This window comes from Rheinheimera sp. ATLC3 (genome assembly GCF_059429535.1).
This window is the reverse complement of the sequence record NZ_CM182103.1, coordinates 3,327,945-3,350,636: the sequence shown is the minus strand read 5'-3', so window position 1 is coordinate 3,350,636 and position 22,692 is coordinate 3,327,945. Positions and strand designations below refer to the sequence as shown.

Annotated in this window: 25 protein-coding genes and 1 tRNA gene; 14 read left to right on the top strand and 12 right to left on the bottom strand. The window is 51.0% G+C overall.

From position 1 onward, the window contains the following. Positions 1-26: 26 nt before the first annotated feature. From lepB to rpoE, 6 genes are all read right to left on the bottom strand, one after another. Positions 27-953, bottom strand: coding sequence for a signal peptidase I (gene lepB / locus AC5SV9_RS15490; protein WP_475150811.1), 927 nt, complete (start codon positions 951-953; stop codon positions 27-29). A gap of 13 nt (positions 954-966) precedes the next feature. Further along, positions 967-2,766, bottom strand: coding sequence for a translation elongation factor 4 (gene lepA / locus AC5SV9_RS15485; RefSeq protein WP_475150814.1), 1,800 nt, complete (start codon positions 2,764-2,766; stop codon positions 967-969). A 171-nt stretch (positions 2,767-2,937) separates the two neighbouring features. Next, positions 2,938-3,390, bottom strand: a complete 453-nt coding sequence (locus AC5SV9_RS15480) for a SoxR reducing system RseC family protein (RefSeq protein WP_475150815.1) — start codon at positions 3,388-3,390, stop codon at positions 2,938-2,940. Further along, entirely contained in the window at positions 3,390-4,319 is a 930-nt protein-coding gene (locus tag AC5SV9_RS15475; protein WP_475150818.1) for a MucB/RseB C-terminal domain-containing protein, read from the bottom strand. The genes AC5SV9_RS15480 and AC5SV9_RS15475 overlap by 1 nt, the downstream gene beginning before the upstream one ends. Next, a complete protein-coding gene (locus tag AC5SV9_RS15470) occupies positions 4,316-4,942 on the bottom strand; it encodes a sigma-E factor negative regulatory protein (RefSeq protein ID WP_475150821.1) in 627 nt (208 codons plus the stop codon). The genes AC5SV9_RS15475 and AC5SV9_RS15470 overlap by 4 nt, the downstream gene beginning before the upstream one ends. 39 nt (positions 4,943-4,981) lie before the next feature. Further along, positions 4,982-5,557, bottom strand: coding sequence for an RNA polymerase sigma factor RpoE (gene rpoE, locus AC5SV9_RS15465; protein WP_134056651.1), 576 nt, complete (start codon positions 5,555-5,557; stop codon positions 4,982-4,984). A gap of 149 nt (positions 5,558-5,706) precedes the next feature. Here rpoE and nadB point away from each other — a divergent pair, with 149 nt between their 5' ends. After that, positions 5,707-7,326, top strand: coding sequence for an L-aspartate oxidase (nadB, locus tag AC5SV9_RS15460; RefSeq protein WP_273022458.1), 1,620 nt, complete (start codon positions 5,707-5,709; stop codon positions 7,324-7,326). Here nadB and AC5SV9_RS15455 read toward each other — a convergent pair. Both AC5SV9_RS15455 and AC5SV9_RS15450 read right to left on the bottom strand, forming a co-directional pair. Further along, positions 7,308-7,754, bottom strand: a complete 447-nt coding sequence (locus tag AC5SV9_RS15455; RefSeq protein ID WP_475150823.1) for a protein YgfX — start codon at positions 7,752-7,754, stop codon at positions 7,308-7,310. The genes nadB and AC5SV9_RS15455 overlap by 19 nt on opposite strands. Then, positions 7,741-7,992 (bottom strand): FAD assembly factor SdhE, encoded by a 252-nt coding sequence (locus AC5SV9_RS15450; RefSeq protein WP_134056657.1) that lies wholly within the window; start codon positions 7,990-7,992, stop codon positions 7,741-7,743. Before AC5SV9_RS15450 ends, AC5SV9_RS15455 begins: the two co-directional genes overlap by 14 nt. 150 nt (positions 7,993-8,142) lie before the next feature. Here AC5SV9_RS15450 and ygfZ point away from each other — a divergent pair, with 150 nt between their 5' ends. The 9 genes from ygfZ (at position 8,143) to AC5SV9_RS15405 (ending at position 16,529) form a co-directional block, all read left to right on the top strand. Then, positions 8,143-9,111 carry a tRNA-modifying protein YgfZ gene (gene ygfZ, locus AC5SV9_RS15445; RefSeq protein WP_475150826.1) on the top strand — a complete coding sequence of 323 codons (969 nt, stop codon included), beginning with the start codon at positions 8,143-8,145 and terminating at the stop codon, positions 9,109-9,111. 10 nt (positions 9,112-9,121) lie between these two features. Further along, on the top strand, positions 9,122-9,607 hold the full coding sequence (locus AC5SV9_RS15440) for an FKBP-type peptidyl-prolyl cis-trans isomerase (protein WP_331923288.1): 486 nt from the start codon (positions 9,122-9,124) through the stop codon (positions 9,605-9,607). Positions 9,608-9,652: 45 nt separating this feature from the next. Next, positions 9,653-10,666, top strand: coding sequence for a DUF2804 domain-containing protein (locus tag AC5SV9_RS15435; RefSeq protein WP_475150830.1), 1,014 nt, complete (start codon positions 9,653-9,655; stop codon positions 10,664-10,666). Positions 10,667-10,767: 101 nt separating this feature from the next. After that, positions 10,768-11,718 (top strand): M23 family metallopeptidase, encoded by a 951-nt coding sequence (locus AC5SV9_RS15430; RefSeq protein ID WP_475150833.1) that lies wholly within the window; start codon positions 10,768-10,770, stop codon positions 11,716-11,718. Beyond that, positions 11,622-12,053: a bactofilin family protein gene (locus AC5SV9_RS15425; RefSeq protein ID WP_495473520.1), complete on the top strand. Its 432-nt coding sequence runs from the start codon at positions 11,622-11,624 to the stop codon at positions 12,051-12,053. Before AC5SV9_RS15430 ends, AC5SV9_RS15425 begins: the two co-directional genes overlap by 97 nt. 96 nt (positions 12,054-12,149) lie before the next feature. Next, positions 12,150-13,466, top strand: a complete 1,317-nt coding sequence (locus AC5SV9_RS15420) for an amidohydrolase (RefSeq protein ID WP_475150835.1) — start codon at positions 12,150-12,152, stop codon at positions 13,464-13,466. A gap of 278 nt (positions 13,467-13,744) precedes the next feature. After that, positions 13,745-15,124 carry an ATP-dependent RNA helicase DbpA gene (gene dbpA, locus AC5SV9_RS15415; protein WP_475150837.1) on the top strand — a complete coding sequence of 460 codons (1,380 nt, stop codon included), beginning with the start codon at positions 13,745-13,747 and terminating at the stop codon, positions 15,122-15,124. 143 nt (positions 15,125-15,267) lie between these two features. Next, positions 15,268-15,600 (top strand): Cif family virulence factor, encoded by a 333-nt coding sequence (locus AC5SV9_RS15410; protein ID WP_475150839.1) that lies wholly within the window; start codon positions 15,268-15,270, stop codon positions 15,598-15,600. Beyond that, complete coding sequence (locus AC5SV9_RS15405; RefSeq protein WP_475150842.1) at positions 15,597-16,529, top strand: helix-turn-helix transcriptional regulator; 933 nt, start codon at positions 15,597-15,599, stop codon at positions 16,527-16,529. Before AC5SV9_RS15410 ends, AC5SV9_RS15405 begins: the two co-directional genes overlap by 4 nt. 5 nt (positions 16,530-16,534) lie before the next feature. Here AC5SV9_RS15405 and arfB read toward each other — a convergent pair whose 3' ends face one another. Further along, positions 16,535-16,954: an alternative ribosome rescue aminoacyl-tRNA hydrolase ArfB gene (gene arfB, locus AC5SV9_RS15400; protein WP_475150844.1), complete on the bottom strand. Its 420-nt coding sequence runs from the start codon at positions 16,952-16,954 to the stop codon at positions 16,535-16,537. A 208-nt stretch (positions 16,955-17,162) separates the two neighbouring features. Between arfB and AC5SV9_RS15395 the strand changes: the two genes are divergently transcribed. Together AC5SV9_RS15395 and AC5SV9_RS15390 are read left to right on the top strand one after the other, a co-directional pair. Then, a complete protein-coding gene (locus AC5SV9_RS15395; RefSeq protein ID WP_475150845.1) occupies positions 17,163-19,073 on the top strand; it encodes a propionyl-CoA synthetase in 1,911 nt (636 codons plus the stop codon). 117 nt (positions 19,074-19,190) lie between these two features. Beyond that, positions 19,191-20,234 (top strand): DUF5924 family protein, encoded by a 1,044-nt coding sequence (locus tag AC5SV9_RS15390; RefSeq protein ID WP_475150848.1) that lies wholly within the window; start codon positions 19,191-19,193, stop codon positions 20,232-20,234. Here the strand turns inward: AC5SV9_RS15390 and AC5SV9_RS15385 are convergent. Beyond that, positions 20,212-20,478 (bottom strand): hypothetical protein, encoded by a 267-nt coding sequence (locus AC5SV9_RS15385; protein WP_475150850.1) that lies wholly within the window; start codon positions 20,476-20,478, stop codon positions 20,212-20,214. The genes AC5SV9_RS15390 and AC5SV9_RS15385 overlap by 23 nt on opposite strands. Positions 20,479-20,654: 176 nt before the next feature. Between AC5SV9_RS15385 and AC5SV9_RS15380 the strand changes: the two genes are divergently transcribed. Together AC5SV9_RS15380 and AC5SV9_RS15375 are read left to right on the top strand one after the other, a co-directional pair. Continuing rightward, complete coding sequence (locus AC5SV9_RS15380; protein WP_475150852.1) at positions 20,655-21,134, top strand: DUF4124 domain-containing protein; 480 nt, start codon at positions 20,655-20,657, stop codon at positions 21,132-21,134. A gap of 85 nt (positions 21,135-21,219) precedes the next feature. Next, positions 21,220-21,293, top strand: a tRNA-Gly gene (locus AC5SV9_RS15375). Positions 21,294-21,332: 39 nt separating this feature from the next. Here AC5SV9_RS15375 and AC5SV9_RS15370 read toward each other — a convergent pair. Together AC5SV9_RS15370 and AC5SV9_RS15365 are read right to left on the bottom strand one after the other, a co-directional pair. After that, the gene (locus AC5SV9_RS15370; RefSeq protein WP_475150855.1) at positions 21,333-22,274 is read right to left on the bottom strand and encodes an HAAS signaling domain-containing protein; all 942 of its coding nucleotides are present in this window, start codon (positions 22,272-22,274) and stop codon (positions 21,333-21,335) included. Continuing rightward, positions 22,274-22,621, bottom strand: a complete 348-nt coding sequence (locus AC5SV9_RS15365) for a PadR family transcriptional regulator (RefSeq protein ID WP_475150856.1) — start codon at positions 22,619-22,621, stop codon at positions 22,274-22,276. The genes AC5SV9_RS15370 and AC5SV9_RS15365 overlap by 1 nt, the downstream gene beginning before the upstream one ends. Positions 22,622-22,692: the final 71 nt, after the last annotated feature.

The window sequence follows — 22,692 nt, the reverse complement described above, 5'->3', positions numbered from 1 at the left end:
GTCTCTTAACGGTGCCGTATCTGAGCTTAGCGGATACTGCCAAGACGTTCAAAGCGTACACCTGTTGGTACCCAACCTGGCAACCAGCTGTTCGGATCGGTATTAAACTCAAAGCTCATCCAGATAAATACCGCTTTACCAACCATATTGTCTTCTGGCACAAAGCCCCAGAACCGGCCATCACGGCTGTTATCGCGGTTATCGCCAAGCACAAAATAATGCCCTTCCGGTACAACAAACTCATCAATAGCCGTGCCGCGCTGTTTAAAGAAGAACTCGGTGTGCTCACGCCGTGCCGGTGTCTGCAGAATATCGTGCTCTACATCGCCCAGCTTTTCGGTATAGCGCCGCTGCGGGTATTGCTCCTGATAATACTCACCTTCATTTTTCAGATTAAGTTCTATCATTTCCAGCTTACCACAGTCGGTTTGCTGTGCTTCTGAGCAGGCTTTTTCAATAAACAGCTGTTTATTGCGGTAAATGATGCGGTCGCCCGGCACCCCAATTACCCGCTTGATGTAATCAACAGTAGGTTGCTCCGGATACTTGAATACCGCCACATCGCCGCGCTGTGGTTTATTGTTGCTGTACAGCGTTTTGCGCCATACCGGATCTTTTACATCATAAGAGAACTTCTCAACCAGAATAAAATCACCCACCAGCAAGGTTGGCATCATTGAGCCTGACGGGATCTGAAAAGGTTCATAGATAAAAGAGCGGAAAATCGTAATTAAGGCAATGACCGGAAAAATCGACTTTGCAGTTTCAACCAGTTGCGGCTCTTTTAACAGCTCCGCTCCGGCCTCCTCCGGCAAGCTACCGCCACCGGCGGCTGATTGAGCCAGGGCAAGTTTTTGCTGGCGCTTAGGCGCCAGTACCAATGCATCCAGTAACCAGACTAAACCACTGGCGAGTGTCAGCAGCACCAGAAAAATTGCAAAGTAACCTGCCATGTAAAACCCTTAATTATTTACCAACTTTCAAAATCGCCAGGAAGGCTTCCTGTGGTACTTCCACATTACCTACCTGTTTCATGCGCTTTTTACCTTCTTTCTGCTTTTGCAGCAGCTTTTTCTTCCGGCTAACGTCGCCACCATAACATTTTGCCAATACGTTTTTACGCATCTGTTTGATGGTGGTACGGGCAATAACATGGTTACCAATCGCAGCCTGAATGGCGATGTCGAACATCTGCCGTGGGATCAGCTCTTTTAATTTCTCGGCCAGCTCACGACCGCGCCCCTGGGCAAAATCGATATGACTGATGATCGCCAGTGCATCCACCCGCTCTCCGTTGATCAGGATATCAACCCGCTGCATGTTCGAGGTTTGGAAACGTTTAAACGCATAATCAAGCGAGGCATAGCCACGGCTGGTTGACTTTAAGCGGTCAAAGAAATCCATCACCACTTCAGCCATCGGCAGCTCATAGGTTACCGCGACCTGACGGCCGTGGTACAACATGTTGGTTTGCACACCACGCTTTTCGATACACAGCGTAATAACGTTGCCCAGATATTCTTGCGGCACCAGTATATGTGCTTCAACGATAGGCTCGCGAATTTCATCGATATCATTTACCGCAGGTAACGCACTTGGGTTATCCACCATCACGAGATCGCCGTTCTTTTTCACCACTTCATACACTACTGTCGGTGCTGTGGTAATAAGATCCAGATCGTACTCACGCTCTAAACGTTCCTGAATGATTTCCATGTGTAGCATACCAAGGAAACCAATACGGAAGCCAAAACCCAGAGCGCCTGAGTTTTCCGGCTCATAAAACAGTGAAGAGTCATTCAGGCTTAGCTTGGCCAGCGCATCACGAAAATCTTCATAGTCATCGCTTGATACCGGAAATACACCGGCATAAACCTGCGGTTTAATGCGCTTAAAACCTGGTAATGGCTTTTCAGCACTGTTTTTTGCCAGCGTCAGCGTATCACCTACCGGCGCACCTTTAATCTCTTTGATACCCGCGATAACAAAACCTACTTCACCGGTTCTCAGCTCGCCAGTGTTAGTAGCTTTAGGGCTGAAGATCCCCACTTTATCGACTTCGTAGGTTTGTCCGGTCGACATCACCTTGATTTTATCTTTGGCTTTGATACTGCCGTGCTTCACGCGAACCAGCGACACGACGCCCTGATAAGCGTCAAACCAGGAATCGATGATCAAAGCCTGGGTTGGCTGCTCTGGCTCGCCTTCCGGCGCCGGAATTTTTTTAACGATAGTTTCCAGCACATCTTTAATACCGAGGCCGGTTTTAGCAGAACATTGCACAGCACCAACGGCTTCGATACCGATAATATCTTCAATTTCCTGCGCTACCCGCTCTGGGTCAGCCTGCGGCAAGTCGATTTTATTCAGCACCGGTAATACTTCTAAATTCATATCCAGCGCGGTATAGCAGTTCGCTACCGTCTGCGCCTCTACACCCTGCCCTGCATCCACGACCAGTAAAGCCCCTTCACATGCCGCCAACGACCGGCTTACTTCATAAGTAAAGTCTACGTGACCGGGTGTATCGATAAAGTTCAGCTGGTAGGTTTCGCCATCATCGGCTTTGTAATGCAGCGTAACGCTTTGTGCTTTAATCGTGATGCCGCGCTCGCGCTCAAGATCCATCGAGTCGAGTACTTGTTGCTGCATTTCACGGTCAGACAAGCCGCCACAGTACTGAATTAACCGATCAGACAGTGTCGACTTACCGTGGTCGATATGAGCAATAATAGAGAAGTTTCTGATGTGATTTAGTTTAGGCATGTTGTCCGCAAAACAGTGGGCGCAACGCAAAGCAGCATACTTGATAACAACAAGCGGCAACCTCCGGCGTCAGCGCGGGTTATTTTTGAAAATTAGCGCGAATTGTACTCTATCCGGACTCAGCTTGCTATGTGTTATTAACTGGCGTAGCACATGTGTTCGCCGCTTACATCATGACAGTTTAGGCTGCACACCTAAGGAGGGTAAAACTTCAACAATATGAATATCAGCGCGTTTTTCCTGATAACGCCCATACATACGCGCAATAGCAAAGCCACATGCGCCGCCAAACGCGGCCAAAAGCATTTGCATAGCTTCACTCACACCTGCAGCACTGGCAGGCACCACCACCAATAACATCAATAGCAGCGGCAGCAGATAAACGATAGCAGCTGCCATCACCAGGTTCTGCTCAGCTATACCTATTTTCACCTGTTCACCGGCTAACAGCTCAAGCTCAGACGCGACGAAAAAGTGCAGTGTTTTTGGTGTCAGGGTTTTCGCCACTATGCCGGTACCGCAATCTTCGCTGACCTGGCAGGCATTGCAACTGGCAACGGGCGTCGTCGTCAGCCAGACGCCTTTTTGCTCAACGGATACCACAGTGGCAATTTCTTCAACCATCAGTGCACCCCTGCAGCCAGCTGGCGTGCAGTTTCGATGCTGACAGGGCCAATCACCGTCACTTCCAGCTGATTGGCATTTTGCACATAAATAGTCGTAGCGCCATCACGATAAGCCTGTGTCGGCAACCGCTGCGCCTGTTGCACGAATACTGACACCTGATGTAAACCGTCACTTAATAACCAATAACTCAATAAGCTGCTTTCCAGCTGGGGAATATTGGCGGGCTCTTTCACCTGTGTGTAGCCTTGTGGTAGCCAGGTAAGTTGATGACTACTGGTAACTGCGCTGCGGGGGACGCTGTCGCCGGGTGCAGGTAACTCAGCCTCCATCAGAGAGCGTAAATTCTCCGGCATCTCAGCACTTATCTGCATATGGGTAACCAGCCAGCGCTCCAGCGCATTTTGCTGCTCAGATAAAATATCGATACGCAGCGGAAAACCTGTTTCATCATCCAGCCACAACCAGTAATTGTAACGGCTGGCGTCTTTTGCGGTCAGCCGCAGTAACTGAGCACTGCGCCCGGACATCACAGAGCTACTGCCGGCAACCGCGTTGTACAGGCGCTGAATATTTTCTTTAGGTTCAAAAAACAATGCCGGCAACTCAGGAATACTGTGGCTGCGGGTAACAAAAGCAGGCCTGTCGGTTAGCAAATAATACACCAGCGCATCACGACGCAAAATGTCTACGCCACTGGTATCTAACGGGATGAGATGTTCGATTTCCTGGCCGTCAGTACGGCCGTGTAACCAACGGTAGGTGTCAACGTTAGTTCCTTTTAACACAACAAAGGAAGTGTCAAAATTATACTGTTTAACGGCACTCTGTACTTTATCGAATAAGGCCCAGCCAGCTTGCTCAGCCTGGGCCAACGTAGAAAACATTACCAATACTATGGCACTACATACGCCAAAGAATCGCATCATTGCTGCTCGTTTTGTTCAGGCCCGGTGTTTGCTTCAGCTTTATGGTTTGCCTGCTGCGCTTGCTCCATCACCCGCACTTGCTGACGGTGTGCATTAAGCAAAGCCTGCAAGCGCTTTTGCTGCTCAAGCATAGCTTGCTGCTCTTGCTCTGCAAAGCGGTCAGACACGGTAGTCTGGCTTAAACTGACCGGTGTTGCGAAACCAGCAATAGGCTGCGTTTGCAGCAGAGGCTGTGGGCTTAGCATATCTTCGGGTTGTTGCTGGTACTGCTGCACACCAAACACGGCCATCAGCGCTACACCAGCAGCAATGGCCCCCTGAGCAACAGGTTGCAACCAGCGTCCGTTTGCAGCCGCCGCTACAGACGCCTTAACACGCTGCAGCAAACCACGATCTGTTTTCAATTGATAAACAGGTTCTGCAGCAATTTCTGCCATAACACCGGCCGTAAAATCAGCTGGCAAAGGGCCTGAAGTTTCACGGCGTATGGTGGCACCAATAAGATGATAACGCTCAAGCGTAGATTGCAGCTCTGTATCAGTTAGCAAACTATCAAGCTGTGCTTTGGTCAGTGGCTTGTTGTCACTGGCGGCAGAGAGCCAATCCTGATGTTCTGACGACATAATGTTTCCTGTCTTAATTACTGGTTGTTGCCCTGACAGCTAGCTGATTAACGGCTTCAGCTGCACATCAATTGCTTCACGCGCCCTGAAAATACGGCTGCGAACGGTGCCTATAGGGCAGCCCATTACATCCGCAATTTCTTCATAGCTTAACCCTTCAAGTTCACGCAGTGTAATAGCGGTGCGTAACTCGTCAGGTAGTTTTTCTATGGTGCTAAACACCACATGGCGGATTTCATCAGATAACAACAACTGCTCTGGTGAGTCCTGTTCTTTTAACGCATCACTGCCTTCGAAATACTCGGCATCTTCTGCGTCTACATCAGTTGCTGGTGGCTTACGGCCATTAGCAACCAGATAATTCTTCGCGCTGTTAACCGCGATACGATACAGCCAGGTGTAAAACGCGCTTTCGCCTCTAAAGCCCGGAATAGCACGATAGGCTTTAATAAAGGCTTCCTGCGCCACATCAGCTACGTCTCCGTGGTTAGAGACATAACGGGAAATTAAGTTCGCAATCCGATGCTGATATTTTCTTACCAAAACATTAAACGCAGCTTTATCGCCTTGCTGTACGCGCTGGACAATCTGCCAGTCCAATTCTTGCTCGCTCATGTTCGAGCCTTTCCCCTGTAATACTTGTTCGTTGTGCTAACTGGCGCTGGTCTAGCTTGCTGGTATGACTGTACGCCGCAGAAATAGTTCTGTTAATTATGGCAAAAAAGCTACAATAGCCCGACATTGACTGATGGCAAGTGTATCGCATGACGCAAGCAAAAGAATATCTTTGTGACGTTTTAATTATTGGCAGTGGAGCAGCGGGGTTGTCGCTGGCGCTGCAACTGGCCGACAACGCCAACGTGCTGGTACTGAGCAAAGGCCCACTACGCGAAGGCTCTACACTGTATGCTCAGGGCGGTATTGCTGCCGTTTTTGACGAGAACGATAGTATAGCGTCACACGTGAATGATACATTAATCGCAGGTGCGGGTTTGTGTGAAGAAGCGGCTGTGCAGTTTACCGCCGGCAATGCTAAAACTGCGATGGAATGGCTGATTGCCCAAGGCGTGCCATTTGACCAGTATAAAGATGAAGACGGCAGTCTGAAGTACCATTTAACCCGTGAAGGTGGCCACAGCCACCGCCGTATTTTGCACGCCGCTGATGCCACCGGACAGGCGGTGCAGATCACACTGGTAGATAAAGTTAAAGCCCACCCGAATATCCGCCTGTTAGAAAACTACAATGCAATAGATTTGATTAATGGCCGCAAGATTGGCCAGGATCCGAAACGTTGCTATGGCGCTTATGTCTGGAATAAAACCGCCGCTAAGGTTGAGCTGGTAAAAGCACGCTTTATTGCGCTGGCAACAGGCGGAGCCAGTAAAGTGTACCTTTATACCAGTAACCCTGACGTGGCCAGTGGCGATGGTATTGCCATGGCATGGCGTGCAGGGTGCCGGGTAGCGAATATGGAATTTAACCAGTTCCACCCCACCAGCCTGTATCATCCGGACGCGCCTAATTTTCTTATTACCGAAGCAATGCGCGGTGAAGGTGCCTATTTAAAACGGCCGGATGGCAGCCGCTTTATGCCAGATTTCGATGAAAGGGCCGAGCTGGCGCCGCGCGATATCGTGGCCCGGGCCATTGACTATGAAATGAAGCGGCTTGGCGCAAACTGCGTGTATCTGGATATCAGCCACAAAGCCAAAGATTTTATTCTCGAGCATTTCCCAACCATTTATGCCAAATGTTTAAGTGTCGGTATTGATATTACTAAACAGCCAATACCAGTGGTGCCCGCCGCACACTATACCTGCGGCGGCGTAGTCACTAACTTAAACGGCCAGACTGATATTGCTAATTTATATGCCATAGGTGAAGTGGCTTATACCGGTTTACACGGCGCCAACCGCATGGCCAGTAACTCATTGCTGGAATGTGTCGTGTTTGCACAGGCTGCGGCCAAACATATTCTGGCACAACTGGACGCAACCAGCAGCCTGCCAGATTTGCCGTCCTGGGATGACAGCCGTGTCAGTGACTCAGATGAAGAAGTCGTGATCACCCATAACTGGCATGAGTTACGGTTATTTATGTGGGATTACGTTGGCATAGTGCGCACCAACAAACGGTTGGAGCGGGCGTTACACCGGGTAGAATTACTGCAGCGGGAAATTCAGGAATATTACAGCCACTTTCGTGTCAGCCATAACTTACTGGAACTACGTAATCTGGTGCAGGTCGCTGAACTGATTATCCGCTGTGCTATGCAGCGCCGCGAAAGCCGTGGCTTACATTACAACCTCGATTACCCGGCGCTGCTGCAAGATAGCTCACCAACAATGCTCAAACCCGGCAATTACGTATTATCTGAATAACGGGTATCCGGCCCGCCTGCCGACCAGTTGCTCTGGTTTACCAGGCGGGCCAATGTACGATACTGCAGTTCGTCACATTGATCAGCAAAGACCCAGCTGTGCCGGCGCTTACCAGCGCTATCGCACCAGTTCAATCTGACAAAATACTGCGCCACCAGCCCACCGGCAATCAGCTGGCCAGAACGCTTGTGCGGGCCAAACCAATGTAATTGACCGCAGTCGGTCAACGTCAACTGCTGGCTCTGACGTAATTGTGCAAAATGACTGTACCACTGCCAGTAGTAAATAAATGCCAGCGACACCAGCAGGAACAACCATTGTCCGGTAACTGGCGAAACAGCCAGCACCAGCGGCGGCATTAGCGCCAACAAAACCATACCGGCCTGAGCCCAGACCGAAGGTTTTAAACGGATATTAAACGCGGACACGATCCAGGATCAGCTGTACCAGTGCCTGTAATGCCGGATCGGACGACTTCGCATGCCCCATAAACCAGGCGAATAAATCCGGGTCGTCACAGGCAAGCAAGCGCTCAAAATCCTGCTTTTGTTGCTGCGACAGGGCGTCATAACCCTGCTCAACAAAAGGCGCCAGCAATACATCCAGCTCCAGCATACCGCGCCGGCACGCCCAGCGCAGCCGTGGTTTGGTCATTAACTCTGCCATATTAATCCTTGTAAACAACAACCTGCTTTGTCAGGCCTGACGGTTTTGTTGCAGATTCTAACAAAAATTAGCAAACGGGGTTGAGCTTTTAGTACATTCGCCCAATCATAGCCTTATAAACTGGCGACACTTTACCGAGTAAACACTTTTATGCATACATCCTGGTTAACTGCTGAACAGTACGCATCCTTATCCAGCACAGTAACAGGCGCTTTTATTGCCCCTTTGCCTGCTTTTGACAGTCTGCTTATCTCAGGCGCCGATAACCGCAAATACCTGCAGGGGCAAACGACCTGCGATCTGGACAGCTTAACTGATGATAACTTCCTGCACGGCGCGCATTGCGATGCCAAAGGCAAAATGTGGTCACAGTTTTATCTGGCCAGTATCGGCGAGCAGTTAGTTACCGTTGCGTTTCGCGATGAGCTGAACGCCTCAGCAACACAGTGGAAAAAATTTGGCGTGTTCTCCAAAGTCAGTTTCGAAGCCGGCCAGCAGCACTATGCCGTTTTCGGTATTGGTGGCGGGGATGCAAACTCACTGGTTAGCAAGCTTGGTTTTTCACTGCCACAACCCGGTGGCCTCAGCCGGCATCAGGGGGCTTTGCTGATGGCACTGGCACAGCATCATTTTCTGCTGTTAATGCCACTTAACGATGCTAAAACACTGATGACAACATCCTTGCCCTTTGCTGCGCCCAACGTCTGGCTGGCCCAGCATATACAGCATGGTTTCAGTTATCTGGAACAGGAATTAATTGGCGACCTGGTGCCACAAATGCTTAACTTACAGGCACTCAATGCCATCAGCTTTACTAAAGGCTGCTATATTGGGCAAGAAACGGTCGCCCGGCTGAAGTATCGTGGTGGCAATAAAAGAGCGGCCTATATTTTACAGGCAGACACAACTGAATTGCCCGCTGCGGGCACTGATATAGAATTACAACTGGGTGATAACTGGCGCCGGAGCGGCCAGGTTGTCAATGCTGCAAATATTAACAACACACTATGGTTAATTGCAGTGTTACCAAACGACATAACACCGGCAGATCCATTACGGCTAAGCAGCGAAAGTGCCCCGGCACTGCGCATTGTGCCGTTACCCTATTCAATCAATTAAAGAGGTTTTCATGACCATTTCTCAGGACAAAGTTGTCGCCATGCACTATACCGTTACCGACCCTCAGGGTAACGAGCTGGATTCTTCGGCCGGTGGCGAGCCTTTAGTCTTTCTGTTTGGCCACGGTTCACTTATTCCGGGGTTAGAGCAGGCATTAGCCGGTAAAGCTGCGGGTGATAAATTTAAAGCGGACATTCCCGCTGCTGATGCATATGGCGAACGTCACGACGCACTGACTCAGGCGGTACCTAAATCGATGTTTGAAGGTATGGACGTCGCAGTTGGTATGCGTTTTCGTGCTGCGGGCCCGGACGGCCGCGAACAATCTGTTATCGTGTTGGAAGTCACTGAAGATGAAGTGGTGGTAGATGGTAATCACCCGCTGTCAGGTATCGACCTGAGCTTCGATGTTGAAGTGGTCATGGTACGCGATGCCACCGACGAAGAGCTGGACCATGGCCATGTGCATGGTTTAGACGGCCACGCTGGCCACTAAGTAAAGTGCAGGCAGGCGAAACCGCTTGCCTGCCTTTAACATCGGATGCTAAGTCTGTTACCCGACAATAAGCTGATTGACAGCAGTGGCCTGCCAAAGTTTGGCCATTTTGACACACCTGTCACAGCGCTTGGGCTGGCAGATTTTGCTTACCGCACAGTGATGGATAAACCTGCCTCCGCACTGGCGCGCTATTTTCACTACAAACAGTTTCAGTTTATCAGTATCTGCCATAGCGACTGGCAAATAGGTATCGCCATAGCTGACATCCGCTATGCGGCTAATGCTTTTTGCTATTTTTATGACCGCAACCTCCAACAGCTGGATCAAATTAGCCTGCTAAGACCCCTTAGCGTCGGTGTACAGATGAGCCACTCCCCTACCACAGGTACCGCGTCGATACAGGGTAAACAACAAATCTGCATAACGCCGGCAGGATATGACTGGCAGCTTAAACTGAAAGGCGAGCGGCTAAGTGGCGAGCTAACGCTTCATGCTGGCCCGGCACCACAACCTTTAGCGCTATGCACAGCAACCGGCTATAACGGCTGGACCTACACCCAAAAACACAATGCACTTAAAGTTACTGGTTCACTGCAATATCGTGACAAGCCTTTGGATCTAAGCGGGGCACTGGCAGGTTATGACTTTTCTGCCGGTTATATGCGCCGTGAAACCAGCTGGCGTTGGGGGAGTATCAGTGCGCGGCTACCAGAGGGGGCATTCGGTCTTAATCTGGCCGCTGGTGTAAATGAAACCGGCACCACGGAAAACTGTTTATGGCTTAACGGCGAAAAACAGCTACTGGGGCCGGTCAATATTGGCCTTAACCGGCAGCACAGCACACAGCCCTGGCACTTCAGTAGTACCGATCACAGAATTAACCTGCAATTTTTTCCGCAGCAATGCCGGCAGGAACGGTTAAATCTGGGCTTATTAGCCAGCAATTTCCGCCAGTATTGCGGCGAATTTTCCGGTGAAATACTGCTAAACAGCGGCAAAAAACTTAAATTAGATCAAATACCCGGCCTGGCTGAAGACCATTTTGCCCGTTGGTAACAGCCTGTTAGCAATGGCAGTAAATTCTTGACACCGGCTGCAAAGCCACATATTTTTAGCCCCTTGTGCAGTCCACTACCATTGAGCGAAGCCCGGCCCGAATGAAAGATCGTATTATCATTTCTGTTTCGACAATCAATGGTACCCGCCATTTTAATGTCAGTAAGTTATTTAAACGTAACGCAATTATTGCAATGTGGATGTTGCTGTTTGGCTTGCTGATCACCGCCGCCGTTATTGAATACCTGATGCGCTCAGTCGACCAGAGCCAGGCGCAACGTGCGCATTTATCAGCTCAGGCCAGTACGCTACGGGATGAAATCAATGCTCTGCAAGACAGCAAGCAGCAGTTGGCACAAGAGCTGAACCTGAAGCAGGATGAAATGCTGCAGGTAATCAACCGCGTTGGCGAAATCGAACTCGCGTTAGGGCTGGAACAGCAATATCCGCAGAATCTGGAAAACCGGCTGGATACCGCCAGTATCAACTCATCCGCCCGCCATACTATCTTACAGCTGGTGCCAAATGGCTCACCGCTGGAGTTTAACCGCCGCTCTTCGCGCTTCGGTTTGCGCCAGCACCCGATTGTCGGTAAGCAACAACACCACAAAGGTATTGATTTATCAGCCAGCCGCGGTACCCCTATTTATGCACCGGCTGATGGCGTAGTTGAAGTAATACGTAGCAGTAAACAGGGCTACGGTAATTTACTGAAAATCCGCCATGCCTTTGGTTTCTCTACGCTGTATGCCCACCTTGATAGCTTTAAAGTGAAAAGTGGCTACTTTGTTCACAAAGGCGAGCTGATAGCAACGTCAGGTAATACCGGCTTATCTACCGCACCACATTTGCATTATGAAGTACATTTCCTTGATCGGGCGTTGAATCCGCAAAGCTTTATGGATTGGGATTCTTCTAACTTTGATCTGGTGTTTGAGAAGGAAAGGAGCATTAAATGGGATTCTTTGGTAAGCATGCTGGAAACGAAGGCAAGCACACAGTTGCAACTGTCATCGCACAGGGATGTTCAGTTAACGGCAACGTCCGACTAAGCGGCGACATACAGGTTGACGGTTATATTGAAGGCAAAATTGTCTGTGACCGCTCTTTGATCATCAGTGCTTCAGGCCGGATTAAAGGTGAAGTCACTGCTGACAAAGTCATTATCAATGGCTTATTCGATGGCGAATGCTACGCCAACAGCGTTGAAATACTGCCGCAGGGTAAAGCTCATGGTGTTATTCATTGCGACGATTTAAGTATTGAGCGCGGCGGCAGCTTTTTGGGTAAAACACTGCCAACCTCGTCTGATCAGGTTATCAGCCTGCCCAAGGATACAGACGCCCCAGGCAAGCCATCACTGGAAAATAAAGCCGAAAAAGGTTAACAACGCGGCACCATTGCTATTGGTCGCAAAGGCTGGCGTTTTTTAAACGCCAGCGGTAGGTTAAACAGAATGTTTAAACCTATGGGCACAATAACAATGAAAAAAACGCTTATCGCCACTTTACTCACTCTGGGTAGCCTTTCTGCGGCTGCGACACCTTTATCTGATCAGATCCAGCAAGACTATCAGCAGCATCTTGGCGCACTGTTTACCCACTTCCACCAACACCCTGAGCTTTCCCACATGGAAACCCAAACGGCAAAACGCCTCGCCAAAGAGCTACGTGCTGCAGGGTTTGAGGTAACCGAAGGCGTCGGTAAAACCGGCGTGGTCGCTATGCTGAAAAACGGCCCAGGGCCTTTGGTGATGATGCGGGCAGACATGGATGGCTTACCGGTGGAAGAAAAGTCCGGCTTGCCCTATGCATCTAAAGCCAAACAGACCGACTGGGACGGTAATGAAGTGCATGTCATGCATGCCTGTGGTCATGATGTACACATTACCAGTTTGGTAGGTACAGCACGGCGGATGGCAGCGATGAAAGACAAATGGTCCGGCACCCTGATGCTGGTTGGCCAGCCGGCGGAAGAACGGGTTGGCGGCGCTAAAGGCATGATGGAAGATAATATCTGGGGCCGCTTTGGCCAGCCCGATTATGCACTGGCCTTTCATGTATCGTCGGAAATTGAAGCCGGTAAGATTGTGGCGGTAGAGGGCTCGCCTTATTCCGGCGTAGACAGCGTCGACATTATTATTCATGGTGTGGGAGCCCATGGCGCCAGCCCGCATCGCGGTAAAGACCCCATAGTGTTAGGTTCGCAAATTGTGCTGGCGCTGCAGACTATTGTCAGCCGTGAAATTGCCCCGAAAGAACCGGCGCTTATTACCGTTGGCGCTTTTCATAGTGGTACCAAACACAACATTATCTCTGATAAAGCGCATTTACAGCTGACGGTGCGTAATGACAACTGGGAAACCCGCGAGTATTTAATGGCGGCGATTAAACGGGTTGCCGAGAACATGGGCCGGGCAGCGGGCTTACCGGAAGATAAACTGCCGGAAGTGCGTATCAGCGATGAACCGACCCCACCCACCGTTAACGATATACCACTGACCAAACGGCTGAAAAAGGCCTGGACTGCCAGTATGGGCCAACCGGTATTTGACGAAAACTATAAGCGCTTAGGTATGGGTGCTGAGGATTTCCCGTTTTTTACCACTGAGCCGTATATTCCCAGCACTTACTTTGCGGTAGGCGGTACGCCAGCGGCTGACTTTGCAGCGGAAAAAGCCGGCGGCCCGGCTGTACCCAGCCATCACAGCCCGCTGTTTAAAATCAGCCCCGAACATGCGGTAACCAAAGGTGTCGAGGCGACAGTCGTCGCATTGCTGGATTTAATGCCCGCAAAATGAAAAGCGAAACTAAAGTAGCGAGGCCTTAATTTCAGCTGAAGCAGAATCGGTATACCCTAAACCAACCGTCTCAGCCCTGGACGGGCTGAGAGGAGCCCCCACGGATGCGTTTACGGCGTGTTGGTGTGGGTATACCGATTCGGCCGAACTGTCCGACTACCGTAGATAAACACTAGCTGTTTTTTTCAGCAGTGAAAGGTGCAAAGCCACAGCATTCTGCTACAATGCCGCCCCTTTTGCAGGCTCAGGCCCGCAGTATTCAATTTTGCGGAGCGCCAATGAGCAACACAGCATTTTCTACCCTCGATTTACCTGCAGCGTTACTGGGCAATCTGGCCGACCTTGGCTACAACAACATGACCGATATTCAGGCCCGGGCCTTACCTGAAATAATGGCAGGCAAAGACGTTATTGCCCGTGCCAAAACCGGTTCAGGCAAAACCGCCGCCTTTGGCCTTGGTTTGCTGGCTAAACTGGATGTGAAGTACTTTCGCGTACAAAGCCTGGTATTGTGCCCTACCCGGGAACTGGCCGATCAGGTCGCAGCAGAACTGCGCAAACTGGCGCGCAGTATTCACAATATTAAAATTCTTACGCTGTGTGGCGGTGTACCGATTGGCCCGCAAATAGGATCGCTAGAACACGGCGCCCACATTATTGTCGGCACTCCGGGGCGGGTCATTGATCATCTGGAAAAAGGCCGTTTAAGCCTGGTTGATTTAACCACACTGGTGCTGGATGAAGCAGACCGCATGCTGGAAATGGGCTTTAGTGCCGATCTTGATGCTGTAATCGCCAAAGCACCGGCCCAGCGGCAAACCTTGCTGTTCAGCGCAACTTACCCGGATGCTATCGCCAAACTCAGTGAGCGTTTACTTACTGCACCGGTTCAGATCACTGTAGAGCAACAGCATACTGCAAGCAGTATTGAGCAGCTGTTTTTCCAGGTGACAGACAACAATGCGCGCTTAGATGTACTGCACCAGTTACTGCTGAACTATCAGGGCCAGAGCAGCATGGTGTTTTGTAATACCAAACGCGAAACGCAGGATGTCGCTGATGCCATACACGCTTTTGGTTTTAGTGTACTGGCGCTGCATGGCGATATGGAGCAAAAAGATCGTGATCAGACCTTAGTGCAATTTGCCAACGGCAGTGCCTGTATTTTGGTGGCTACTGATGTGGCTGCACGGGGCCTGGATATCAGCAGCGTAGATGCGGTATTTAACTATCAGCTGGCACATGATGCCGATACCCATACTCATCGCATTGGCCGCACCGGTCGCGCCGGCCAGAGTGGTATTGCGTTAAGTCTATTTACCGCCAGCGATGCCGGTAAGTTAGTGACACTGGAAGACGGCCTTGGTATAGCGATTACACCAGAACAACTACCGCCGGCCAACGCGGCACTGACACCAGCCAAACCAACCATGGCCACCCTGCAGCTCGATGGTGGCAAAAAACATAAAATCCGCGCCGGTGATATCGTCGGCGCGTTAACCGCCAGCAAACAGTTAACCAACGACGACATGGGCAAAATTCAGCTGCACGACATCTGGAGCTTTGTGGCGGTAAAACGCAGTAAAGTGAAACTGGCGCTGCAACTGCTGCAACAGGGCAAGATTAAAGGCAAAAGTATCCGCGCCAGAATGCTGTAAGCCGCGATAACAGCGTATCTGACAGCCTGACATTGATACCGGAACCGGTACTGATAAATAAGCAAAAATTTGCTGTACTACTGACATAGGGTTGTCAGTAGTACAGCTCAGAATGATGCCGTCAACGTTCGGAGGACAGCATCATGCACCAGTTGGAACCTGCCATCGCACAATTTATTCAGGCACACAACCGCCACGATACCGCAGCCATAGTATCGTTTTTCGATCCCGAAGCCGTCATATTGGCACAGGATCAGATTTGGGTCGGGCATGCGGCTATTTGCCGCTGGCAACAGCTGCAACCTGCTGATCACACCCTGGAAATTACCGCCGTGCGTCGCCATTTTGGCGAGTTTTATCTGCAAACCCGCTGGCACAAAGCGGCAAATGACGCCGATGATTGCCAGTATGTATTTGCGCTGCAAGATGGCAAAATAAGCCGGTTGATAGTACAGACCAGGAGCAATATCAGGTGAACCGGGTAGACCGGCTGCTAGCCATTATTTTGTATCTGCAAAGCCGCCGCTATTGTACCGCAGAGATGATGGCCGAACATTTTGGTTTAAGTGTCCGCACTATATACCGCGATCTGGCCGCGATAGCGGAGGCTGGCGTACCGGTCATGGCAGAAGCGGGCTTAGGCTACCGGTTGATGAAAGGCTATTTGCTGCCGCCGGTCAACTTCTCCGAACAGGAAGCAATGGCCCTAAGCACCGGCCTGATGCTGGCCCAGCGCATGACCAGCCAAAGCTACCTGCAACTGATGCAGAGTGCGCTCGATAAGGTTAAAGCCGTGCTGCCGGCCGAAAGTAAAAGCCGGCTTGAGCATTTAGCCGATGCGATGGCAACACCCACCAGTGCCCCGCCGATGCAGGCCGATCTGAGCTTACTGCAACAAGCTATTGCACGGCGCCAGCTGGTACAGTTTTGTTACCAAAAGGCCGATTTAAGCCAGAGCGAGCGCCTGGCCGAACCCGCTGGGTTAATCTATTATCTTGGCCGCTGGCATTTTATTGCCTGGTGCCGGCTTCGCAGCGCCTACCGGGATTTTCGTACCGACCGCATCAGCCAGCTGAAACTGCTGCCAGATAGTGTGGCAAGCCGCGATAATTTTAACGCCCGCGATTTTATCCGCCAGAGCATGCCCGACGCGCCTTTGCAAGCCACAGTCAGCTTTACGCCGGCAGCAGCAGACCGCGCAAAACGTGAATGGTGGCAAGGTGTCAGTGGCGAAGTTTATCAGGCAGATACTGTACTACTGACACTAAACTGCAGCGACTGGCGCAGCCTGGCCAGTTGGCTGCTCAGCCTGGGTAACAGCGCTACCGTGCTGACACCGGTTGAATTAATTGACGAAATGCGCCAGCAAAGCCAGGCAATACTGGCACGATATCCAGCTGGTTAACGGCTCTAGCTATCCGGCTTCTGCTGACGCAGCGCCTTGGTGGCACCGCGCTGTTTTTTCTTTTCCAGCCTGCGCTGCTGGCTGCCGTAAGTGGCTTTAGTGGCAACACGCTTTTTCGCCACCTTTGCTGCCGACTGCACCAGTTCAATAAACTGCGCTAAGGCCTGCTCACGGTTCATTTCCTGGCTACGGCTTTGCTGGCACTTGATAATAATCTTGCCACTTTGCGTAATACGGTGATCAGCTTTTGCCAACAACCGCTCTTTATAAAACGCCGGCAAACTGGACGCATTAATATCAAAGATCAGCTGTGCTGCAGTAGAGACTTTATTCACATGCTGCCCGCCCGCCCCACTGGAGCGGATAAACTGCCACTCCAGTTCAGCGTCGTTCAGCGCCACAGCGTTAGAGATTTGAATTGCCATCAGCGGCCTTTGTTAATTCAGCATAATGCGATCAGACCATAACCCTAGCCGTGTTACAAGGTTAGAACCCCACTGCTGTTGGTAACCGCAAAAATAGCTGCGATATACGCCTAAAGTCTATGCACCTTAAGTCTAAGTTCGTTAACACAGGTTTTTAGCTACAGTAAGACAAAGCCATTAACCGTTATCGACGCGAGGATGCATCTATATGGCAAACACTTCTGACAACCTGTATCAGCAACACTACCAGCAAGCCAGCACGACAGCTGAAGCATTCTGGCAGCAGCAAGCTGCTGCACTTAGCTGGTATAAAACACCCAATGCCGTATTAACACAGCAAGATGAAGATCATTACCAGTGGTTCAGCGACGGCGTTTTGAATACTGCTTATCTGGCATTGGATCATCATATTGAGCAAGGCCGCGGCGAACAGGCCGCGCTGATTTATGATTCCCCGGTAACAGGCAATAAGCAGCGCTTCAGTTACCGCGAACTGCGCGATGCTGTGGCACAGTTTGCCGGCGTACTGAAAGCTCTTGGCGTGCAAAAGGGCGACCGGGTGGTGATTTACATGCCGATGATCCCACAAGCTGCGATAGCCATGCTGGCCGTTGCCCGCTTAGGTGCCGTGCATTCAGTCGTATTTGGTGGTTTTTCCGCGCATGAACTGGCACTGCGTATTGACGACGCCCAGCCCAAAGTTGTGGTCAGCGCGTCCTGTGGTATTGAGGTGAACAAGTTAATTGCTTACAAGCCCTTGCTGGATGAGGCGATAAACAAAGCACACCACAAACCGGATTACTGCGTTATTTACCAGCGGCCGCAACTGCAGGCCGACATGCAAACCGGCCGCGATCTGGACTGGCAACAGGCCGTAGCCAAAGCGGAGTCAGCCGCTTGCGTGCCGGTTAAAGCCACCGATCCGCTATACATTCTGTACACATCCGGCACTACCGGCAAACCCAAAGGCGTAGTGCGCGACAACGGTGGTCACGCCGTAGCCCTCAATTACAGTATGCAGGCGGTGTATAACGCCAAAGCCGGTGATGTATTCTGGGCGGCATCTGATGTTGGCTGGGTCGTCGGCCATTCTTACATCGTATACGGCCCGTTGATCGCAGGTTGCACCAGCATTTTATATGAAGGCAAACCGGTATTTACGCCCGATGCCGGCGCATTCTGGCGCGTATGCGCTGAATACGGCGTCAATATTCTGTTTGCCGCGCCGACCGCGTTTCGGGCTATCCGTAAAGAAGATCCGCACGCGGCATTACAACACTACGATTTATCGCAGCTGCGCAGCATTTTTATGGCCGGCGAACGGCTGGACCCTGCGACGTATCAATGGGTGGTCGAAAAACTGCATAAACCGGTGATTGACCACTGGTGGCAAACCGAAACCGGCTGGCCCATTGCGGCTAACCCGACCGGTTTAACCCAATTCAGTGCCAAGCCCGGATCGTCCTGTATGCCGGTGCCCGGTTTTAATGTGCAGATCCTCAATGAAAGCGGCAAAATACTGCGGCCTAACGAGCAGGGCTATATCGCGCTGAAGTTGCCCTTGCCGCCAGGCTGCTTAACCACTATCTGGGGAAACGATGAACGCTTTGTTGATGGTTACCTGCGTAGCTTCAGTGGTTACTATGCCAGCGGCGATGGCGGTTATATCGATGAAGACGGTTATCTGTTTGTCATGGGCCGCACCGATGACGTAATAAACGTTGCCGGGCATCGTTTATCAACCGGCGAAATGGAGCAAATTGTTGCCAGCCACCCGGCCATTGCCGAGTGCTGCGTGATCGGTATTCCCGAACCGGTTAAAGGCCAGCAACCGCTGGCACTGGTACTGATTAAAAATGGCGTCGAGGTGGATGAAACCATACTGCAGGCAGAGCTGGTGGCGATGGTACGGCAAGAAATAGGTGCCCTGGCGTGCTTTAAACAAGCCATTATTGTGCAGCGGCTACCTAAAACCCGCTCGGGTAAAATTTTGCGCAAGTTATTGCGACAGATAGCCGATGGCAGTAAGTACAGCGTGCCGTCAACGATAGATGACCCGGCCAGCCTGCCGGAAATTGCCGCACTGATGGCGGCAAGAGGTTTAGTCAGCGCGCCCTGAAGCGCATAGCCTGCTGCAGCTGTCATAAAGTCGGTATTACCGATAGTGATGGCTGCGCAGCTCTGATAAGCTGACGTCATCTATATACATGCTGTAAGACAAGGCCCTGCCCTTATCATGCTTTTGCTGAAAAAACAGATTTCCGCCAAAAACCTGCTGCTACAACTGGCCGAGCAGCTACAACGTTACCCCGGCCTGATGGCAGTGCTGGCCTTTGCCTCGGGCATTGCCAGTTATGTGCTGGTTGACCGCAAAGAATCACTGGCACAGTTAATTGCACTATTTCTGCTGGTCAGCTGGTTATGGCTGCTACTGGATAACTGGTTACGCGAGCGTATCGAGCAACGTTTTGGCATCACTTTGTCGCCCACGCTGGTACGGTTTGTGTTGCAAATGGTGCACCAGGAAAGTCTGTTTTTTGCCTTGCCATTTTTTCTTGCCGTCACCAGCTGGAACCACGGCCAGGCTGTTTTCACGGCACTGATTATGCTGTGTGCATTAATCTCGCTTATCGATCCGCTGTACTACAAAAAGCTGGCCCCCCGGCGCACCTTATTTGTGGTGTTTCATGCTTTTTCATTGTTCGTTGTACTGCTGGTGATCTTGCCGATACTGCTGCAACTGACCACCAGTGAGAGTTTAGCCACCGCCATGGCGATCGCCGTGATACTGAGCTTCCCAAGCCTGGGCACCCTGCTGCCAAACGGCTACTGGTGGCGTATGCCGGTAACGATGTTGTTACTGGCTGCACTGTGCGCCGGTTTATGGCAGCTGCGCAGCTATGTGCCGCCGGCAGCATTGCGTTTAACCACTGTCGCCTTGTCACACGAAGTGGATTACCAGCAACGTAAACCCGGCCCCGGCATAAAGCAGCTGGATGCAGCCACATTGCACCGCCAGGGGCTGTTTAGCTTTACGGCTGTCAAAGCACCGCGCGGGCTAAACGAAAAGATTTACCATGTCTGGCTACAAAACGGCAAAGTGGTTGATCGCATCTTGCTGGATATCAGTGGCGGGAGGGAACAAGGCTACCGCGCCTGGACTCATAAACAAAATTTCCCGGCCAATGCTGAAGGCCACTGGCAGGTTAAAGTGGTGACAGAATCCGAGCAACTGATTGGCCTGACCCGTTTTACTGTCACGCCCGCGCCAACCCAATAACAGCCGCGGCTGGCGCTGGCGGCACTTTCACTGGCTGGCGGCAATGGGCTTTTAACAGCCGCAGCAACTCCTGCTCACGCGCCTGCAACTGCTTACCTTGCACCGCCGTGTAAGGCTGGCGTAATTGCAGGCGGATCTCCCGCCGCTCGGCATTTAGTTTTTGGCATTCTTGCTGACTAAACTGCGGTAGCGCCACCACAGCGGTCGGCAGCAACAGCAAACAAGCTAAAATAATGCGCCTCATAGTCTCCTTTCGTTTGTCATGGCAGTTTTTACGGCAGTGGCATCGGCAGCTAAACAGTAACGCTGTCTTGCCAGGCTGACAGAAAAACATCCGGCATTTAAATGCAGCGATGGATGAAATTTTGTACCTATTTGTATAATATTAATGGCGTTTAATTTATCTTATTGGTTATCAAAATGAAAATGACCTCTTGTCTAATCCTTGCCACGGCCTTTTCTGCTCTGGCTTCTGCAAACGTATATAAGTGTGATATTGAAGGTGTCATAACTTACAGTCAAATTCCGTGCAACCACGATGCACAGATCACAGAATACACCACAGAACAGCTTAGCAGCACATCACAGCCACAAACTAACAAGTCGGCAGAAGAAGCCCAGGCGACGATGGACCGGCTAAGTGAATCGATAAAAAAGCGGGATTTACGTATTGCCATCAACCGGTTGAAATCGGATAAGGCCAGGCTGCAAAGCCAGCGCGATAACAAAATAGCAAAACTGAAAAGCGCTAAACGTTCTGCCAACAATAATCTGGCAGGTGCAGTATGGGAAGACAGCCTGTCAGAAGAAATGGCGGCAATAGCAGTACAGTATGATACGGATGTCAGAGCAGTTGATGCTGAGATAGACCGTTTAAACGATGAACTAAAAACGCTTTAGCGTGTTTTACGCCAGGCCAGAAAAAAATTTATGCCAGCCGGTTGCGTGCTTTACCGCGCTACAGTAACGTAGCGCAGTAACTGATGCGGGCGTCGTATAATGGTAATACCCTAGCTTCCCAAGCTAGAGCCGTGGGTTCGATTCCCATCGCCCGCTCCACAATGCTGGCCCGGGTACGAGCCAGCCAGGGTCTGAAACTTATCTTTTTCGTAGCCGTAAGATATCACGCAGCACTTCCCACAGCGGGAACATGGCTGTAATCACTAAACTGGTTTCTGCGGCACGTTCCAGCTGATGCAGCTCAAACACACGTTGCCAGGCACCCGGGTCAAGATTTAACAAAGGATCCACTGTTGCCAGCAGCAATATGGCGATGCCAAAAGCAGCATTCAGCAGCACATTGGCAATCAGCATTTGCTTATTCCATAACCGCTGCCGCAGCTGCCAAAGGCTATTAGCAATGCCCAGAAGTGGCAATGGGCTGGCCCATTTCAACAATTGATGCGCACTGTCGGTCAGCAGAAACCGGCTCGCTTCCAGTTGCTCTGCCGACAGCCATAGCGGGTGCCAAATCACGATCAGCAAAAACAGATAGGTTGCCAAATCAGTAAAAATATCCTGCAACGGTATATGCTGCCATCCCGGGCCTGCTTCGGGTAATAGCTCCGGCTGCCAGTTTTGCTTGCACTGGCGATCCTGAGCCGGGCTGTAGCGCGACATCAGCCAGAATGCGACCGTGATACTGGTAAAAGCCAGCACCACATCCTCGATAAAACCACTGGCCAGGCTATGTAAATAGCCAATCAGCCCCATCTGGCTGCTAAGCCAGGCAGACGTGCTATCAACAACCTGCAGTAAAAACAGTATGCCCAGCACCATAAATAAGGTGTGTTTGTATAACCGCATATAGCTTTGGCTGATCAGCGGCTGTGGCGGAGCAAACTGTTCAGCAACGGCGCGCGGGTGGCCCATTTGTTTTAACACCGCAGCGATATCAAACTCCGTCAGCTGGCCTTTTTGTTCTTGCAGTGCGTCCAGCTGATCCATGATATTGGCATTTAACTCACGGCCTATCTCGTCACGCTTGGTATCGGGTAATTCACGCTGCACCGCAGCAATATAACGTTTTACCAGTTCCATTATTGTTGCTCCTCTTTGGTATCACTCAGCAGTATTGCCAGTGCTGAGTTAAGGTGTTGCCATTCATCTGTCAGCTGCGTCAGCAATGTGCTGCCCAGCTCTGATAGCTGATAATAACGCCGCTCGCGCCCCTCGCCTTGTCGCCATTCGCTGTCCAGTAAGCCTTGATCAGCCAGGCGGCGGATCAACGGGTACAGCGTGCCTTCGTCAATGTCGATGCCGCCATCCTGCAACTGCTTGCGCAATGAATAGCCATAGTGCGGCTGCTTAAGCGAGCCCAGTACGGCAAGCACCAGCACGCCCCGGCGCAGCTCAAGCCGCATTTTGTCTAGTTGTGCAGTAGTCATACGTTCTCCCTTATACTGTGCAGCACATACTGTGCAGTACACACCATGCAACACATACTATGCGCCATACA